The following is a 16998-nucleotide window of genomic DNA, read 5'->3' on the forward strand; positions in this document are numbered from 1 at the left end:
CAGCCCAGTCTCTGAACTCAGAGTCATAACGCTTTTTCATTACCTTGCACCTTCGCCCCCTTGGATGATTGAGTCAATCAATAGAGGCGACAGGTAGGCTGACACGGGGGGAACGCGACAAAAAGTAACCAAAAAACGCTGGCTCCCATCATCCGGCCCCTACGCTGCGCTCCGGGGTCCCCTCACTCCGGCCTTGCTCCCGGGAGGACCGCGCTGAACGGCCCATCCTGGGCCGCAGCGCTTGACGGGCATCCATGCCCGTCACCTCCCTCCGCAAGACCTGCGCTCGGCCTCCTGAAGTCGCATTCGGCGTTTGCTGAACTACCGCGCGCTTAGAAGCAAAAGCAAAGCAAAAGCAAAGCAAAAGCAGAGCAAAAGCAGAGCAAAAGCAGAGTACTTACTGGTGGAATCAGTCGCCGCTGACGAGCTGGTAGGCCAACTGGTTGTGGCGTTCCAGCACGCGGGGCAGGTCGATGGTGGTGAGGCGGCCATCCTGCACCACCACGCGGCCATTGATCACGCTGGTATCGACGTGGGTCGGGGTGCAGAACACCAGGGCCGCCAATGGGTCGTGCAGGGCGCCGGCATAGGCCACATGGCCCAGGTCGAAGGCGACGAAGTCGGCGATCATGCCCGGCGCCAGGGCACCGATGTCGTTGCGGTTGAGCACCTTGGCGCCGCCCAGCGTGGCGATTTCCAGGGCTTCGCGGGCAGTCATCGCGTCAGGGCCAAAGCCCACGCGCTGCAGCAGCAGTGCCTGGCGCACTTCGCCGATCATGCTGGCACCGTCGTTGGAGGCCGAGCCATCGACGCCCAGGCCCACCGGTACGCCGTGGTCGCGCATCTTGCGGATCGGCGCGATGCCCGAGGCCAGGCGCATGTTCGAGCACGGGCAGTGGGCGACGCCGGTGCCGGTGCGGGCGAACAGCTCGATGCCGTGCTGGTCAAGCTGCACGCAGTGAGCGTGCCACACGTCGTGGCCAACCCAGCCGAGGTCCTCGGCATATTCGGCCGGGGTCATGCCGAACTTCTCGCGGCTGTAGGCGATGTCGTTGACGTTCTCGGCCAGGTGAGTGTGCAGCGATACGCCGTAGTTGCGCGCCAGCACCGCGGCTTCGCGCATCAGGTCACGGCTGACCGAAAACGGCGAGCAGGGCGCCACCACCACACGCAGCATCGAGCCATGGCTGGCATCGTGGTAGTCCTCGATCAGGCGCTGCGACTCCTTGAGGATGTCGCTTTCCTTCTCCACCACCGAATCAGGCGGCAGGCCACCCTGGCTGCGGCCCACGCTCATGCTGCCGCGGGCAGCGTGGAAGCGCATGCCGATTTCGCCAGCAGCATGGATGCTGTCGTCGAGCTTGCAGCCGTTGGGGTAGATGTACAGGTGGTCACTGGAGGTGGTGCAGCCAGAGAGGATCAACTCGGCCATGGCCGTCTGGGTCGAAACCGAGATCATTTCAGGGGTCAGCCGCGCCCAGATCGGGTACAGGTTGGTCAGCCAGTTGAACAGCTCACCGTCCTGGGCCGCCGGCACCACGCGGGTGAGGCTCTGGTACATGTGGTGGTGAGTGTTGACCAGGCCCGGGATGACCACCTTGCCGGCCATGTCGAGGATCAAGTCGGCGTGCTGCGGCAGCGTGTCGCTGGGGCCGACCTGCTTGATCACATTGTCTTCGATGTACAGGCCGCCGCCTTTGATCTCGCGGCGTTCGCCGTCCATGGTGACCAATAGTGCGGCGTTCTTGACCAGGAGGGTCTTGGGGGAGTGTTGCTGAGAAGCTTGCATGGCATGTGCCTGGCGCAATACGCAGCGACGATTGCCGATGTCGTAGGCGCACAGACATGCATGTAAGCAAAGTTTGAAATTTTTGTATACAAGAAAATGCCGGGGCCCGCAGGCCCCGATCTCTTTCAACCCGCTTGCACAGGCGCCTTGCTGGCGCCTTTGCGCAGGCCCGTGACGCCCCAGGCCAGGCCCAGCACGGCAGCGATCACCGAGCCCGACAGCACGCCGAGCTTGGCCGCGCCCAGCGAGGCCGGGTCGCTGTAGGCCAGGTTGGCAATGAAGATCGACATGGTGAAGCCGATGCCGGCCAGCAGGCCAATCAGGGTGATGCCGCGCCAGTTGACCTGGGCTGGCAGGCTGCACCAGCCCAGGCGCACCATCAGCCAGCTGACGCCGATGATCCCCAGCGGCTTGCCAGCCACCAGCGCCACGGCCACCGCCATCATCACCCAGTGCGGCGCCTCGGCGGACAGGTCGATGCCCGACAGGCCCACACCGGCGTTGGCCAGGGCGAACAGCGGCATGATTGCGTACGCCACCCAGGGGTGCAGGGCGCCGCCCACACGGGTCACCGGTGGTACCAGCTCACGCTGGGCCAGACGCAGGCGCTTGAGCGGGGCGCTCAGGTCGCCGGTGTCCTGCTCCGGGGCCTTGGCGCGGCCGAGCAGGTCGTTGGTGAAGCGCGAGATCGCATCCAGCGGGCGCTCGCCCAACGGCATGGCGGCAACTGGGGTCATCAGGCCGAGGATCACACCGGCCAGGGTCGGGTGGGCACCGGTCATCAGCATGCCAACCCAGGTGATGGTACCGGGGATGATATAGGCCCAGGCCGAGCCGACGCCGATCTTCTGCAGTCCGACCACCAGCAGAAGGCCGATGGCAGCCACGCCGAAGCCGCTGTAGTCGAGGCCACCGGAGTAGAAGATGGCGATGATCAGCACGGCAATGATGTCATCGATGATCGCCAGCGCCAGCAGGAATACCCGGATGTTGGACGGGATCGACTTGCCCAGCAGAGCCAGCACGCCGACTGCGAAGGCGATGTCAGTGGCCGTCGGCACCGCCCAGCCTTGCTGCTCGGCCGGCGCATGGCCGAAGGCCAGGTAGATCAGTGCGGGGACGGCGACGCCACCGACTGCAGCGGCCATGGGCAGTGTGGCCTGGCGCAGGCTGGACAGGGCACCTTCGTGGATTTCGCGACGGATCTCCATGCCCACCACAAGGAAGAAGATGGTCATCAGGCCATCGTTGATCCAGAAGTGCAGCGATTGCGAGAAGCTCAGCGAACCGATGCCGAAGCTGATCGGCGTGTGCCAGAGGGCGTCATAGCTGGCGGCAGCTGGGGAGTTGGCCCAGATCAGCGCCGCGACGGCGGTGATCAGCAGGACGATGCCGCTGACCGCTTCGATGTGCAGGAAACGCTCGAAATTGGCAAAGGCGCGTTGGGCCAGGCGCTGGGCGCGGGAAAGATGTGTTTTTTGCATAGGCGCAAGAACTCCCGCAGGCGGCCCGACCGGCGTTGTTCTATTAACCTGCTTCACTGCACCTTGCAGCTAGCACCCGCGGGGGATTTTAGCGGGTGCAAGCGTGGAGGCCAAGCGATACCGTCAGGGCCGGCGGGTTTCATGGTTGCTCGGCTTGAGCGGGAGCGGTGCGGGATTCCAGGTCCATTTCGGCGGGCCAATTGACCTCGGGGGCCAGGCGGTCGAACGGGTTACGGAAAACTATTTTTCCCTCAGTGTTCGGACTCGGGATTTCATCCTTATTACTGGAAGGGTGGAGGAAGTTGGGAATTGCTTCGGGGCCTTGTTGCATGAATAGCCTGACGATGGCCCAGTACTGCTCGCCTTCCTCTATATCGTCGGTAAAGAAGACGCGGTCGATTACTTCGTTGGTGCCGGGTTTGCAGATCGAGATCTTCACTTCTTCCTTGATCCCGCCGTAACCGGGAGCATAAATTCGATAGGCCTCGAGAGTGAGGTCATCCCAGTCATACGCGACGGGCTTCACCCCCCAGTTTTTTCTGCCAAAGGGATTGAGGAGCTCGAATCTGTACTGATAAAAATAGACCTTGCGGCGTTGCCTGTTGAAGCGGATGGGTTCATTTTTGGGGAAACCAAGATCCGTTCGGATGTAAGGAGTGAGGAGGCAAAAGATACAGGCGTGAAAAAAAATATACCAAGAGAGCTCTTTTAGTCCTGCTGGATTTAGCTTGAGCGGGAAGTGGCTGAAATAACTGATTGTGAAGTACAGGGTCATCATTGATGTCACCACGCCCAAGGCAATCCAACCACCTCTTAGTTTCAAGGAAACTCGGGATAATTCGAGGTAGTTTTCATTCATGTCGGTTAAATCGCGGGGTGGCTTTTTGATTCTAGAGTCAATGGCCGCTTCGGCATTAGGGACGGGTAGATCGTACTTCCAGCCCAGGTCTCGATCAGGCTTTTCCATTATTTATTCTCCTGGAGCGCGAACTCGGCATAGGCCTCAGGGATGCTGCGGTCCGGCCAGTAAGTAATAGTCAAGGAGGCTGACAGGATGTTGTGTCTACCTGTGTCTTGAGTTAGTTCGATTTGCCCAGTAAAGGTTTTTATCGAGTGGTTGGCGCTGGGTTGGAGAGGTTGATGGCTCTCTGTTATTTCCAAGCTTTCAAGTTTGTAATCGGCTTTGTTTGTCGATTTTGAGGGATTTAGCGAAGCCCTCTTTGAGGCGGCGGGCGTAAGTGCTGGAGGGAAGTGTTCTTTTGACGCGACAACTTCGCCGCCAGTGTAATGGGGAGGGGCGCCGTCGCCGTGTCTGTGGATCAGGACTGCCCATTGATAGCCAGCGGATGAATTGTTGAAATTGGGGAGTGTTATCTGGAATCTCAAGAAACTCTGCAGGTCAATGGGTACTCCAATTTTGGAGTTGCTGAGTTCGCTTGCAATGACGGTGTCAAACCTCAGTCCGCCCGTTGCACCCAGTGTCGCTGCGTTTAGCGCTGCAAGCGCTATGTCTGCGTGGTTTGGAGAATTCCAGTGTGTGCGAGGTGTTTCATCAGCATGGCCGAAATAACAACGGCGAGCCCATAACTCCAATGCGGTTGACTCGTTCTTCTCGGCTATCTTGTTGAATATGTATGCAGCCAAGCTGGATATGATGGCGACTCCTATGGCTTTTAGCGCCAGTGGGTTGAACACTCCCAAGGTACCTGCGACAGCGGCAGCTAAACTAGCCAGTGAAGCGAAAGCATAATGCCTGGCAGCCGTTTTATCTCCGGTTTTTTTAGTGCGGTCGTAAGCAGTCAATGCCTGCGCAGCCTCAAAAATACCTGCTGCAGCATTAAGTACGCCGCCAATTCTGGCAATGTTACGGCCAAGAGACATCTGACTGTTTGTGCTTGCCTTGCGTGGCATCAGAAGCCCAACCAACTCTATACCTCCACCGATAATTCCAAGCTTTGCTCCGTACAGCGCCAGCATGGCTTCATCGGCCTTCGGTCCCATCGCCTGTTCCGCTCTCTTCAGATTCTTGCCAAGGCTATCGTTCAATAAATACAGTCCGCCCAGGGACAGCAGCAATTCCCAGCCTTTTCCCGTTCCTCGCAGTCCCGTAAAACTGTCACTCACCAACTGTGAAGCCTGCCCAGCACTGATTTTCATGCCATTCAGTGTCCTGCGCGCATCCAGCTCCAGCGTTCCCGCCGCAACCGTAATGTCCACCAACGCCATCTTCGCGGCATCATTCAGCTGATTGACATTGAGCTTTAACTCCTTGGCCAATCGTTCATGCAGCTCATGCGCCGTACCCTCGACCCAGACGCTGACCTGGATCACGCTGTGCGCCACTTTCGGGTCGAGTACGGCCAGGCTCAGCAGGCCGGTCTGGATGATCGGTTTGACCTTGCGCGCTTCGTTCTGCACGCCCGCTTTCAGTTCGTCGAGAGTCGGCATCATCTCTGCCCGCGCCTCGGCCAGTTTCTGACTGGCGCTGTTCTGCATTTCTCGCAGGTGCGCACTCTGCAAGGCGTAGTACTCGCCTAGCTTCATCTGCACCTGCAGCTCGATCAGGTGCACGCCGTTGTAGACCCGCTGACTGGCACTGTTCAGGTGCCGCACGGCCTGCTGAATGCCTGGGTCGAGCAGCGTTTGCAGACGCTGGCTGGCGGCGTTGAGCGAGCCCTGCAGTTCAGTGATTGCCTGCTTGAGTGAGTCACGCAGCTTGAAGCCGATGTCATCACTGGCGATGAGTTTGCTCAGGGCGTTGTAGAGCTTTTCGCTGTCGTTCCAGTTGGTCGGCTCGGTCGGCGAGAAGCTAGGCAGCAGCGCTGCCATCAGCGGGGCATCACGTAGCATCAACGCGCGGTACGGTGGGCTGTTCGGGTCTTGCAGCCACTTCAGCCACAGCGCTTCGCTGGTGCCGGGGGTTGGAAAGGATGGTTCGGCGCTGGCAGTAGGTGCTTCGGTGATGCCGCCGGTGAGGCAGGCAGCCATGGTCTTGCTGTAGGCGATGCCCGATTCGCGGTCCCGTCCGTCGTAGTCGTGCCGCTCGATAAGTGCGAAGGCCGCGCTCTCGCAGAGTTTTGCGTAGGTGCCGGCATGCCCGTCGATGTAGGCCTGGAACCGGGCTTCTTCTTGATTGTATTCGGCCTGGAACGCCGCACGCCGGGGTTCGTCATAGCGTTCCTCGAGCTTTTCGTCGCTCTCTTGCTGGCGCATCTCGACCACCGGCTGGCGCTGTATCTCGGGATCGGTGAACACTGGCGGCCCGTCACCGGTCTGTGCTTCGAACGTGAACACCTTCCGCGCCGCCCACTCACGCTGGGTAGCGCGGATGATCTGCAATATCTGCGACGTCTGCAGTTGATAAGCGCGCAGTGGATCTTCGCGCCAGGCCTGGCGCTTGACCACCCAGTTCAGGCGCTGGTGGTTGTACTCCTGGATCAACCCGACGGTGTCGTCGAGCACGACCGCCAGCACGCCGTTTTCCAGCTGGTACCGGGCCATGGCGTTGACCAGGTAACCGCGCAGGGCAGTCTTGCGCAGGAAGCGGCTGTGGAAACCATGGGCACTGTCGAACGGCCCGTTCAATTGCTGGGCATATTCGAACACCTGGTGGTCGACCTGGAGGTTGTCCGGGGTCATGGCCAGGCCCAGCAGTTCGGGGTGCTTGCGCGCCTGGATCAGGTCCAGGCCCTCGAAGCGCTGCGCAGGCGCTTGGCCGTTCTTGTAGGCATCAAGCACGCTGGCCGGCCAGGGATCGCTGGAAAAGGCCAGCCAGGCCGAGCCGTAGGTATCGGTATCAATGTTGAGGAAGGACGACGGGATGTCGTGGTTTTCATGCACGCAGTGCTCGGGCAGCGACGGTGGCGGCCCAGGGTTTGGCTCGTAGGGCAGAAAGCGGCGCAGGTGGCCTTGCGCGGTGACTTCGTAGGCGTGCCAGATGCGTTGGTCGAGCAGCACATAGAGATAACCGCTGCGCAAGGTGCGCAGACCCATCCGGGTTTGCGTGGCAGGGTCACTGCCCGGACGGGTATCGGGAACCACGGCGCGGCGCAGGGGAAGGATGGGCAGGCCTTGGCGCTGGCATGCTTTGCAAGGGGTGAGGAGAAAGTCGGTTTCGGCGATCAAGTTGGCAACGTTTTGACTGAAGCCCATGGAAAGTCCTCGTTTGCAACTCTGATTGGTATTCGGAGTCAGCCTGTGGAACTAAGCTGAGGCCAAAACACTAGCGAGGAATCACTTCGTTGTGGAACTTTCTACGTCCTAAAATGTTGTAGGAAAAGTTACCTGAAGGGTAAGTTTTCTGTTGTTTTAATCTACATATTTCAAAACTTAATATTTCGAGCATTAAATGGGTAGCAAACAAACCGCTTGCTTGAGTTAGCTTCAGTAATTCCTGCTTTATTTACGATTGCAGGGTCCGCTGCGCAGCCCTTTCCGAGCGGTCCGACGCCCCGGTAATGCCGCTCCAAAAAAAGCCAAGCCGGGCATGCCTGAACATTGAATTCGGTAATGTCTCCGTGCCACTATCGCGCATGCCTAGCTGCCAGCGTGCTACCTCCGCCCGGCATGTTCGTTTTGACTGATTACACTGTTGAAGTCGCCACACAAGGAATGCTGCGGATGGGCTGCGTGTTGCTGGGTCGTGCTGCCGGGTCGGCAGGTCGCCTGTGGGCGAACGGGGAGTGCATCGGGCGTTCATGGAGCCACCAGCCATGAGCCACGCCAGGCGGGGTATTCCCCTGCAAATGCTGGTGGCGATGGCCATCATGCTGGGCATGCTGGTGCTCGGCGCCGGCCTGGCCTGGCAGGGCTATCACGGTATCAGCCAGGCCTTGGTGGCCGCCGCAGGCGATGCCGCGCAGCAAGTCGGCAAGACCATCGACGAACGTGCCCGGCGCCTGGTCGACCCGGCGCAGAGCAGCATCCGCCTGCTAGCCTTCAACCCGGTTGCGGTCACGCTGGACCAGCGCCTGGAGCGGCTGCCGCAACTGGTCGAGAGCCTGAAGGCCAACAAGATGCTCAGCACCGCCTATGTCGGCTACCCCAATGGTGAATTCCTGCTGGTGCGCCGCTTGCGCGACCCGCAGCTGCTGGAGCGCTTTGCCGCGCCACCCGGCACCCGCTTCCTGGTGCAGAGTGTCAGCCTGGGCGAGGGTGGGGCTCGGGTGGGCGAGTGGCGCTTCTATGACCCCGCACTGAACCTGCTCAAGCGCCAAGCCATGCCGGACTATCACTATGATCCGCGCACACGGCCCTGGTTCGCCGAGGCCTCGGCGCAGGCCAGCACGGTGCTGAACCGTCCCTACGTGTTTTTCACCACCCGCGAAATCGGCATGACCCTGGCCCAGCGCAGCGTTGACGGCGCAGCGGTGCTCGGCATGGATGTCTCGGTCGATGACCTGGCCAGCGAAACCCGCGACCTGCGCATGACCCCCGGCACCGAGATTGTGGTCATCGATGACCAAGGCAGCGTCGTCGCCTACCCGGACCTGCAGCGGGTCATCGTGCATGAAGGCGAGTCGGTGCGCCTGTCGCGGGTAGCCGAACTGGGTATCCCCAGCTTGCTGCAGATCTACAACCATCTGCCCCACGGCACTCGACCCGAGGTGTATGAGGTGGACGGTGCCACTTGGTACGGCATGCGCGTGCAGCTGACCAACCTGGCCGGGCAGGACCTGCAGGTGTTGATCGCCGTACCGGCTCAGGAGCTGCTGGCAAGCGCACGCGAAGTGCTGTTCCGGCAGATGCTATGGACAGCCATGCTGATGACCGTGTTGTTGCTGCTGGGTGGCTTGCTCGGCCAGCGCATCGGGCGTCCGCTGCATCAGCTGGCCGAACAGGTGCGTGGCCTGGCCGATTTTGATTTCAGCCGCCAAGTAGGGGTGGCATCGCGGGTGTCTGAGGTGAAGGAGCTGAGCCGCGTGCTCAGCCGCATGTCTGGCACCATCCGCAGCTTCCAGGCAATCACCCTGACCTTGAGCCGGGAGAGCCAGCTGGAGCGCATGCTCGATGGCGTGTTGAGCCATCTGGTGGACGCAGCCGGGGTCAGCGCGGGCGCGGTGTACCTGTTTGATGATGAGCGCGCCCACCTGCGCCTGGCCGCCGCGTGCCGGGGCAGTGGCTACCCTGAAACGCTGGCGGTGGGCGAAGCCGAGCATCGCGACCTGGCCGCTACGGTTACCCAGGCCCTGGGGCTGGGCGGGCGCAGCCTGGCGCTGGTGCTCAAAGACCGTGCTCAGGAGCTGCTAGGCGTCCTTGTTCTTGAATTGCAGCAAATGCCCACCGAAGTCGGCGAGCCGTTCCGCCGCTTCGTCGAAGAATTGTCCGGTGCCGCTGCCGTGGCCATCGAGACGCGCCAGCTGGTCGAAGCCCAGAAGCGCCTGCTGGACGCGATGATCAAGCTGCTGGCTGACGCCATCGATGCCAAGAGCCCTTATACCGGTGGCCATTGCGAGCGGGTGCCACAACTGGCGCAGATGCTGCTGGACAAGGCCGTCCAGGCCGACAGCGGCCCCTATGCCGATTTCACCATGAGCGAGGCCGAGCGTTACGAATTCCGCATTGCCGCCTGGCTGCACGATTGCGGCAAGGTCACCAGCCCCGAATACGTGGTGGACAAGGCGACCAAGCTGGAGACCCTGTACAACCGCATCCATGAAATCCGCATGCGCTTCGAGGTGCTCTGGCGCGACGCCGAGCTGGCCTACTGGCAAGGCCTGGCGGCGGGCGCGGACAAAGCGGCGCTGCAACGAGTGCTGGAGCAATGCCGCGCCGAGTTGCAGGACGATTTCGCCTTCGTCGCCAAGGCCAATATCGGTGGCGAGTTCATGCAGGATGAAGATGTCGAGCGCCTGCAGCGTATTGGCCAGCGCCGCTGGCTGCGGCATTTCGACAACCGCCTGGGCATTTCCCACGATGAGGCGCAGCGCCATGCCGGTGCCGCACCCGCGCCCTTGCCGGTGGCTGAGCCGCTGCTGGCCGACCGCCCTGACCACCAGGTGCCCTGGGGGCCGCGCAAGCCGCCAGTGGCCAAGGGCGACCCGCGCAACGTCTGGGGCTTCGACATGCGCCTGCCGGCCAATGCCAGCAACCATGGCGAGCTGTACAACCTGTCGATCCGCCGTGGCACGCTGAACGATGAGGAGCGCTTCAAGATCAACGAACACATCGTGCAGACCATCATCATGCTGACTGCGCTGCCGTTCCCGCATCAGCTGCGACGTGTGCCGAACATCGCCGGCAACCACCACGAGAAGATGGACGGCGGCGGCTACCCGCGGCGGCTGGGCAAGGATGACCTGGGGATTGCCGAGCGGGTGATGGCCATTGCCGATATCTTCGAGGCGCTGACGGCTGCGGACCGGCCATACAAGGCGGCGAAAACCTTGTCCGAGTCAGTGAAGATCCTGGTGTCCATGGCCCGTGACAACCACATCGATGGGCAGCTGCTGCGGCTGTTCCTCAGCAGCGGGGTACATAGGGAGTACGCCGGGCGCTTCCTGCGCGATGACCAGATCGACGAGGTGGACGTGGCCTACTGGCTGGCGCAGTTCTAAGGGCCCAGGTTACCAGGCCAGGATCGCGGCCAGCTCGACCGCGCACAGCGCGGTAACGCACACCGCCAGCAGCAGGTTCACCGTGATGCCAGAGGCGATGGTCTCGGCCTGCAGGCCGGTCACATGGCGCTGGTAGCTGCGCCGCAAGCGCAGCCAGGCGGCACCCGCGGCCAGTAGGCAAAGCACCGCCGGTGCCACGGCCAGCCAGCGGTGGTGCGGCACCCAGCGCAGGAAGAAACAACTGCACACGACCATCGCCAGGATGGTCCGGCGCCAGGCCAGCAGCGTACGTTCCGGCTGCAACCCGTCATCGGCGTGGGCGAGTTGAGGGTCAGGCATGGAAGAACACCGCATAGGCAAAGAACGCCATCACCAGCGACACGCCGATCGACAGCGCCGGGGCGATCAGCGGGAACGGCAGCGGGCGCTTCTGGCGCATCGCCCGTTCGACATTGAGCCAGCGGACAAAGGCCGGCAGGCTCAGCAACAAGGCCAGGCTGATCAACGCCACCGCCAGCAGGCGGCGGGTGCCGGGGCTGAAGATCTCGGCGGTGAACATGTCCACGGCGATGCCGCTGGCCAGCAGCGCCAGCGCGGTCCTGATCCAGGCCAGGAAGGTGCGCTCGTTGGCCAGGGTAAAGCGCGGGTCCGGTTCCTGGCCGTCGGCGAGGAGTTTGCTGGCCAGCCAGCCGCGTGAGGGCTCGGTGTTCTTGTTCAAGTGCAGTCGTCCTCCTCGGATAAGGTCGGTGGTCGCTCTTTTTGCGGCTGGCTCAGTTTGAGTGGCAAACCCTGTCAATGTCCATGGTTCGCCACCCACTGATGCTACTCGTACTCGGTTACGCCGCTGATATGCCGCCCGGCGACGTAGCCGAAGGTCAGCGCCGGCCCCAGGTTGATGCCGCCGGACGGGTACCAGCCGCCGAACACGCTGGCCATGTCGGTGCCGGCCGCGTACAGGCCGCTGATCGGCTGGCCGGCATCGTTCAGCACGCGGGCGTGGCCGTCGGTGCGCAGGCCAGCGAAGGTGCCGAAGCAGCCGGGCTGTACCTTCACCGCATAGAACGGCCCTTGCTCGATGGGCGCCACGCAGGGGTTCGGCCCCTTGTGCAGCGGGTCGCCCTGTTTGCGGTTGAACGGGGTCGAGCCACGGCCGAAGGCCGGGTCCTGGCCTTGGCGCGCATGCCGGTTGAATTCGGCGACCGTGGTGCTCAGCCCGGCGGGGTCGATGCCGCACGCCTGCGCCAGCTGTTCCAGGGTGGTGCCGCGCTTCAGGTAGCCGCTGCGCAGGTGCGGCCCCACCGGCAGGGGCGCCGGGCGTGCGTGGCCGAGGCCGAAGCGGCGCAGGAAGCGGTGATCGCAGATCAGCCATGAGCAGACTTCCTCACCCTCCGGCACGGCGGCGACCATGGCTGATACATAGTCGTAATAGCCATGCGCCTCGTTGACGAAGCGCTTGCCGTTGGCGAGTACACCGATGATGCCCGGCTTGCCGCGCTCGATGATGTGCGGGAAGTGGCCGACGCTGCCGTCGCGGTGCGGCACTTTCGACACCGGCGCCCAGGCTACGGGCGACTTGAGGTCGCTGGCCACCACGCCACCGGCTGATTCGCCCAGGCGCAGGCCATCGCCGGAGCAGGCCTGTGGGGGCAGGGCAAGGTTGTCGTGGCCGCTGGCATCGCGCGGGAACAGCTGTTGGCGACGTGCCGGGTCGTTGGGGAAGCCGCCTGCGGCCAGCACCACGGCCTGGGCGCGGATCGCCCGTTCGCCTTGCGCGGTTGCAACCACCGCCCCCAGCACCTTGCCGTCTTCCATCAGCAGGCCCTTGGCCGCCGTCGACTCGAACATCCGCACGCCCAGGTCGTCAGCCGACTTCGCCAGCCGTGCCACCAGCGCCACCCCATTGACCAGGTGCATCGCCCGGCCATGGCGGGCCAGGTGGTAGAGGTGGCGGGCGAAGCGTTTGCACACATGCAGCAACGCGCGCGGCGAGCGGGTCATGTTGAGGAAGGCGGCCAGGTCGGCGCCGGCCATGATCGGCATGCCCATGAACGAGGTCTCGCGCAGGGTCTTGCGCAGGCGCGGCAGCAGCGCCCCGAGCTGACTGGCATCGTAGGGCGCGGCAATCACCTGGTGGCCACCGAGGGCGGCGCCGGGTGTGTCGCCATGCATGTCGGGGATGCCGTTGCCGTCGGCGAACTGCAGGGCCGTGTGCTGCTCGAAGAAGGCGACCATGTGCGGGCAGGCTTCGAGGAATGCGTCGATACGCTCGGCGTCGTAATAGCTGCCCAGTTCGTTGCGCAGGTAGGTACGCGGCTGCTCGATGTCCTCGATGATGCCAGCGCGCCGGGCCAGCGGATTGCGCGGCACCCAGGCCCAGCCGCCGGACCAGGCGGTGGCGCCGCCGAGCACGGGGTCTTTCTCCACCAGGATGACCTTCTGCCCGTGCCAGGCGGCCGTGACCGCCGCTGCCAGGCCGGCCGCGCCGGAGCCGATGACCAGTACGTCGCAGTCGCTTGGGATGGGTTCGGCGGGCATTGCGGTATCTCCTGCATTATTATTGGAACACGATTCCACAATAGTCTTTGCACGCCGAGGGTACTGCAAGGCCAAGCGCCAACTTCTGGTCGATAACCGGACACTTCAATGCGTGGAGGCTGCAATGACTATCGACTGCATGGAATCATCTTCTAGAATTCGGCAAATTTTCAGGGATACGTGTCATGGCTGGTAGTCAGATCGAACGCGCCTTCAGTCTTGTAGAAAGCCTCACCGGTGAACCACACGGCTTGCCGCTGCAAACCCTGGCCGAGCGCCTGGACATTCCCAAGAGCGCCGCCCACCGCATGCTCACCGAACTGGTGCGCCTGGGTTACGTGCGGCAGAACCGCGACAACAGCCGCTATCAGCTGTCGGCCAAGCTGGTGGCGATGGGCTTTCGCTACCTGTCCAGCAGCGGTGCCGACATCATTCAGCCGATTCTCGATCGCCTGGCCCAGGACAGCGGCGAACTGGTGCGCCTGGGGGTAATCGAAGGCCACCGCCAGACCTGGATCGCCAAGTCGCAGGGGGCCCGTTCCGGGCTGCGTTATGACCCGGACATGGGGCGTGACGCGCCACTGTTCTATACCGCCTCCGGGCATGCCTGGCTGGCCAGCCTGAGCGATGAAGAAGCGCTGCAGATGGTGTTGCGCCAGGGCATTGCCGACCCGGCCCAGTTCGGCCCCAATGCACCCCGTTCGACCGATGAACTGCTGGCCTACCTGCACCGCGCCCGTGAACGCGGCTATGCCTGGGTCGAGCAGACCTCGGCCATCGGCACGTCAGCACTGGCCGCCGTGGTGCGTCGCCCGCAGAGCGACGAAGTGATCGGCGTGCTCAGCGTTGCCGGCCCCAGCGCCCGCCTGGCGCAAACCCGGCTGGCAGAGCTGGCGCCGCTGCTGCTGGCGGCGGCAGAAGAGCTGTCGGCGGCCAGCAGGGCGAGCGAACTGTTCGCCTGAAGTGCATTTCTGGTCGGTAATCGCACAGTCTGTGGGGTGGGTCGTTCTGAAAAGCTGAACTTGGTTCTACATTGTGCAGTGTCGATTGTGGAACTTGGTTTCATAATCGAAACCACAATAACGATAAGAGGACAGTGCATTGAACTCACCCCTACGAATCGCCCTGATCGGTGCCGGCATCATGGGCCGCCAACATTACCAGCACCTGCGCCGGCTGCCGCAAGCCCAGCTGTGCGCCGTGGCAGACCCGGGCCCTCAGGCCGAGGCGTTTGCCGCCGAATGCGGGGTTGCCTGCTTCGCCGATCACCGGCAGATGCTCGAGCAGGCCAGGCCCGATGCGGTGATCGTCGCCAACCCCAACAACCTGCACGTGGCCTGCGCCCTGGATTGCGTCGAGGCCGGTGTACCGGTGCTGGTGGAAAAACCGGTGGGCGTGCACCTGGATGAAGTGCGCAAGCTGGTCGAGGCCTCGCGCCGCCGTGGCGTGCCGGTGCTGGTCGGCCATCACCGGCGGCACAACCCGCTGATCGCCAAGGCCCATCAGGTCATCAGCGAAGGCAAGCTGGGCCGGCTGATCAATGTCACCGCGCTGTGGCAGCTGCAAAAGCCCGACAGCTACTTCGAAACGCCCTGGCGCCGTGAGCCGGGGGCGGGCTTTCTGCTCACCAACCTGATCCACGACCTCGACTTGCTGCGCCACTTGTGTGGCGAGGTGGTGCAGGTGCAGGCATTCACCCGCAACGACGTGCGCGGCTTCGCCAACGAAGACAGCGCCGCGGTACTGCTGCAGTTCGCCAACGGCGCGCTGGGCAGCCTGACCGGTTCCGACGCGGTGGCTGCGCCGTGGAGCTGGGAACTGGACTCCGGCGAAAGCCCGGTCTATCCGCGCCAGGACGGTCAGCCTTGCTACCTGCTGGCTGGCACCCAGGGCGCGCTGAGCATTCCGCAGCTCAAGCGCTGGCATTACGCCGAGGCTGGTTCTGGCTGGCACACACCGTTGCTGCAAAGCGAGGAAGCCATCCCCGCAGGCGAGGCGCTGACCTTGCAGTTGCAGCACTTCATCCGCGTCGCCCAGGGCATTGAAGCGCCGTTGATCGATGCCGCCGATGGAGGCCGCACCCTGGCCCTGATCGAAGCGATTCGCCAGGCCGCCGAAACCGGCCGGGCCTGTGCGCCAGAACTGATCGACTGATTTCCCGCCCTTAGGTAAATGACATGACCGACCGAGTTTTTTCCCTCGCCGCCCTGACGGTACTCGAACTGTCCCCGCCAGACATGGTGGAAGCCGCCGCCCGCGCCGGCTACAGCCATGTGGGCCTGCGCCTGGTGCCGGCCACCGAGCAGGAGCAGCACTTCCCGCTGGTGGCTGACGCCGGCCTACGCCGGCAGACCCAGGCGCGCCTGCGTGACACCGGCATCAAGGTGCTCGACCTGGAAATCCTCCGCCTCAAGGCCGACACCTGCGTGGCCGATTTCGAAGCGATCCTGGCGGTCGGTGCGGAACTGGGCGGTACCGAGCTGCTGGTGGCCGGCAACGACCCGGATGAAGCGCGCCTCACCGCGCACTTTGCCGAGCTGTGCGACCTGGCCGCCGGCTATGGCATCCACCCGCACCTGGAGTTCATGCCCTGGACCGACGTGCGCGACCTGCGCCAGGCCATGCGCGTGGCGGCCAACGCCGACCGGGCCAATGGCTGCGTGCTGGTCGATGCCTTCCATTTCAACCGCTCGCGTTCTTCGCTGGGCGACCTGGCGCAGTTGCCGGCGCACTGCATGCGTTATGCCCAGTTGTGCGATGTCGCCGGCCCGGTGCCGGCCGATATGGACGAGATCCTGCGCCAGGCGCGCAATGAACGGCGTTTCCCGGGGGAGGGCGATGCCGACCTGGTGGGGCTGTTGCGGGGCTTGCCGGCGAGCGTGCCCTTGAGCCTGGAGATTCCCACCCGGCAGTTGATGGAGCAGGGCATCAGTGGTGAGCAGCGGGCGCGCATGGCGCTGGAGAAGGCCAAGGCCGTACTCGCTAGAGTCTGAGCTCATGGCACGGCTACACCCGTGATCGCCGCCGACCAGCCGGCTCTTTAACTTCCAGGCGCGCGCTGTGCGGGTGGGAGCCGCGCTTGCCGGCGACGGGGCACGATGCGGCCCCAACCTTGTTGCGTTTGCCATGGGTTGACAGCGATCACTCTCGAACGGCTGGTTTCGACCCAAAGCAGACGTCAAGGACTGAAACAACCGTTCCAGGAGTTCCGAAACTTGAGCCTTTCGGTGGCCATCCGGGCTCGTCGCAAGCCCGGCGCCACGTGACATTACTGGGGAACGGCAGCGGTAATGATCACTTCCACCAGCAGCTGTGGATCTGCCAGCTTCGCCTCGCCGCAGGCTCGCGCCGGTGCATGGCCGCTGGGTACCCAGGCATCCCATACGGTATTCATCTCGTCAAAGTCCGCCATGTCGGCCAACCAGATAATGGCCTGAAGCAGGTGCTGGCGAGTGGTGCCGGCCTCATCGAGCAGTGCATCGACCCGCGCCAGGGCTTCTAGGGTCTGTTCCGCCACCGTCTGGCCGGTCTCGCCGACCTGGCCGGCAAGATAGACAGTGTCGCGGTGGATCACGATCTGGCTCATGCGCGGGTTGATCTGTTTGCGCTGAATGGTCATGGGTCAATCTCCTTG

General features: G+C 63.2%; 12 protein-coding genes. 4 read left to right on the forward strand and 8 right to left on the reverse strand.

Annotated features, from left to right (window positions below; translation table 11 throughout):
• Positions 1–409: 409 nt before the first annotated feature.
• The 4 genes from ABE528_RS15435 to ABE528_RS15450 all read right to left on the reverse strand — a co-directional run bounded on the left by ABE528_RS15435 (position 410) and on the right by ABE528_RS15450 (position 7425).
• Positions 410–1789, reverse strand: a complete 1380-nt coding sequence (locus ABE528_RS15435; protein WP_346653398.1) for an 8-oxoguanine deaminase — start codon at positions 1787–1789, stop codon at positions 410–412.
• 125 nt (positions 1790–1914) lie between these two features.
• Positions 1915–3273, reverse strand: coding sequence for a Na+/H+ antiporter NhaA (nhaA, locus tag ABE528_RS15440; RefSeq protein WP_152956989.1), 1359 nt, complete (start codon positions 3271–3273; stop codon positions 1915–1917).
• A 139-nt stretch (positions 3274–3412) separates the two neighbouring features.
• A complete protein-coding gene (locus ABE528_RS15445; RefSeq protein ID WP_346653399.1) occupies positions 3413–4240 on the reverse strand; it encodes a DUF6708 domain-containing protein in 828 nt (275 codons plus the stop codon).
• Positions 4240–7425 (reverse strand): T6SS effector BTH_I2691 family protein, encoded by a 3186-nt coding sequence (locus ABE528_RS15450; RefSeq protein WP_346653400.1) that lies wholly within the window; start codon positions 7423–7425, stop codon positions 4240–4242. The genes ABE528_RS15445 and ABE528_RS15450 overlap by 1 nt, the downstream gene beginning before the upstream one ends.
• 545 nt (positions 7426–7970) lie before the next feature.
• Between ABE528_RS15450 and ABE528_RS15455 the strand changes: the two genes are divergently transcribed.
• Positions 7971–10829 (forward strand): HD domain-containing phosphohydrolase, encoded by a 2859-nt coding sequence (locus ABE528_RS15455; protein WP_346653401.1) that lies wholly within the window; start codon positions 7971–7973, stop codon positions 10827–10829.
• A gap of 9 nt (positions 10830–10838) precedes the next feature.
• Here ABE528_RS15455 and ABE528_RS15460 read toward each other — a convergent pair whose 3' ends face one another.
• The 3 genes from ABE528_RS15460 to ABE528_RS15470 form a co-directional block, all read right to left on the reverse strand.
• Positions 10839–11168 (reverse strand): DUF202 domain-containing protein, encoded by a 330-nt coding sequence (locus ABE528_RS15460; RefSeq protein WP_152959218.1) that lies wholly within the window; start codon positions 11166–11168, stop codon positions 10839–10841.
• Complete coding sequence (locus tag ABE528_RS15465; protein WP_218572263.1) at positions 11161–11547, reverse strand: DUF202 domain-containing protein; 387 nt, start codon at positions 11545–11547, stop codon at positions 11161–11163. Before ABE528_RS15465 ends, ABE528_RS15460 begins: the two co-directional genes overlap by 8 nt.
• Positions 11548–11651: 104 nt before the next feature.
• On the reverse strand, positions 11652–13364 hold the full coding sequence (locus ABE528_RS15470) for an FAD-dependent oxidoreductase (protein ID WP_346653402.1): 1713 nt from the start codon (positions 13362–13364) through the stop codon (positions 11652–11654).
• 185 nt (positions 13365–13549) lie between these two features.
• Here ABE528_RS15470 and ABE528_RS15475 point away from each other — a divergent pair, with 185 nt between their 5' ends.
• The 3 genes from ABE528_RS15475 (at position 13550) to ABE528_RS15485 (ending at position 16357) form a co-directional block, all read left to right on the forward strand.
• Positions 13550–14326, forward strand: a complete 777-nt coding sequence (locus ABE528_RS15475) for an IclR family transcriptional regulator (RefSeq protein WP_152959220.1) — start codon at positions 13550–13552, stop codon at positions 14324–14326.
• 139 nt (positions 14327–14465) lie between these two features.
• On the forward strand, positions 14466–15518 hold the full coding sequence (locus ABE528_RS15480) for a Gfo/Idh/MocA family oxidoreductase (protein WP_346653403.1): 1053 nt from the start codon (positions 14466–14468) through the stop codon (positions 15516–15518).
• Positions 15519–15541: 23 nt separating this feature from the next.
• Positions 15542–16357: a sugar phosphate isomerase/epimerase gene (locus ABE528_RS15485; protein WP_346653404.1), complete on the forward strand. Its 816-nt coding sequence runs from the start codon at positions 15542–15544 to the stop codon at positions 16355–16357.
• Between the two features lie 275 nt (positions 16358–16632).
• Here the strand turns inward: ABE528_RS15485 and ABE528_RS15490 are convergent, their stop codons facing one another.
• Positions 16633–16983 (reverse strand): RidA family protein, encoded by a 351-nt coding sequence (locus ABE528_RS15490; protein ID WP_346653405.1) that lies wholly within the window; start codon positions 16981–16983, stop codon positions 16633–16635.
• Between the last annotated feature and the right edge of the window lie 15 nt (positions 16984–16998).

This window comes from Pseudomonas sp. TWI628, assembly GCF_039673865.1.
In the GTDB taxonomy this organism is placed as follows: domain Bacteria; phylum Pseudomonadota; class Gammaproteobacteria; order Pseudomonadales; family Pseudomonadaceae; genus Aquipseudomonas.